Source organism: Blautia sp. HCP3S3_C12 (assembly GCF_052064155.1).
Lineage (GTDB): Bacteria > Bacillota > Clostridia > Lachnospirales > Lachnospiraceae > Blautia_A.
Genome location: NZ_JBQHWC010000043.1, coordinates 1 through 1,677 on the forward strand (window position 1 = coordinate 1; position 1,677 = coordinate 1,677).

Here is a 1,677-nt window from a genome sequence, read left to right on the forward strand (position 1 = left end):
TGTACCTTGAAAACTGCATACATGAAATTTGATTAAAGTTAATCAAATATCCTTGATACAAAACGTTAAGAGATATGAGAGTATCTCATAAAACGCAAGATAGGAAGACATCGATAACAAAGTTATCAAAAACAATGAGAATCAAACGACCGCATCACCTACGCTAGGGTGATGAAGCGAAAGGTCAAGCAATAAGGGCACAGGGCGGATGCCTTGGCACTAAGAGCCGATGAAAGACGTGATAAGCTGCGATAAGCTTCGGGGAGGAGCAAATATCCCGTGATCCGGAGATGTCTGAATGGGGAAACCCACATGAGCAAACCTCATGTATCCTACAGCCAATACATAACTGTAGGAAGGGAACCCGGGGAACTGAAACATCTAAGTACCCGGAGGAAAAGAAAGAAAACTCGATTCCGTAAGTAGCGGCGAGCGAACGCGGAGGAGCCTAAACCAGAGTGCGTGCATTCTGGGGTTACGGACTGCATTTAAGATTCTCAGAGGCTAACAGAACGGTTTTGGGAAAGCCGGCCGGAGAGGGTGAAAGCCCCGTACGTGAAAGCCGATGAGACTGAGCAGGATCCAGAGTACCACGAGACACGTGGAACCTTGTGGGAAATCAGGGGGACCACCCCCTAAGGCTAAATACTACTTAGTGACCGATAGCGCATAGTACTGTGAAGGAAAGGTGAAAAGGACCCCGGGAGGGGAGTGAAAGAGAACCTGAAACCCTGTGTCTACAAGCTGTGGAAGCACTTTATAGGTGCGACCGCGTACTTTTTGTAGAACGGTCCGGCGAGTTACGCTTACTGGCAAGGTTAAGCACTTCAGGTGCGGAGCCGTAGGGAAACCAAGTCTTAATAGGGCCAGAGTCAGTAGGAGTAGACCCGAAACCGGGTGATCTATCCATGTCCAGGTTGAAGCTGCCGTAAGAGGTAGTGGAGGACCGAACCCACATCCGTTGAAAAGGGTGGGGATGAGGTGTGGATAGGGGAGAAATTCCAATCGAACCCGGAGATAGCTGGTTCTCCTCGAAATAGCTTTAGGGCTAGCCTCGATACAGATTTGCGGAGGTAGAGCACTGAATTTCCTAGGGGGCGTCAAAGCCTACCGAAGAATATCAAACTCCGAATGCCGCGTAATCGATTATCGGGAGTCAGACTGCACGAGATAAGTTGGGCGGTCAAAAGGGAAAGAGCCCAGACCTTCAGTTAAGGTCCCCAAGTGCGCGTTAAGTGGAAAAGGATGTGGGATTTCGAAGACAACCAGGATGTTGGCTCAGAAGCAGCCATCCATTCAAAGAGTGCGTAATAGCTCACTGGTCGAGAGGTCCTGCGCCGAAAATGTCCGGGGCTGAAACGCGCCACCGAAACTAAGGAACCGAAAGGTTGGTAGAGGAGCATTGCATGCGGGAAGAAGCAGTACCGTAAGGAGCTGTGGACTGCATGGAAGAGAGAATGCCGGAATGAGTAGCGAGAATAAGGTGAGAATCCTTATGGCCGAATATCCAAGGTTTCCAGAGTAAAGCTGATCTGCTCTGGGTAAGTCGGGGCCTAAGGCGAGGACGAGAGTCGTAGCCGATGGACAACAGGTGGAGATTCCTGTACTGCGGTATGACAGAACTGTGGGGACACGTAAGGAAAGCGGAAGCCGGGAATGGAGAGCCCGGTGCAAGCG

Annotated in this window: 1 rRNA gene; it reads left to right on the forward strand. The window is 50.3% G+C overall.

Annotated features, from left to right (window positions below):
• Window positions 1–182: 182 nt before the first annotated feature.
• Window positions 183–1,677: ribosomal RNA gene (locus tag ACTNDS_RS16615) — 23S ribosomal RNA — on the forward strand; the annotation flags it as partial.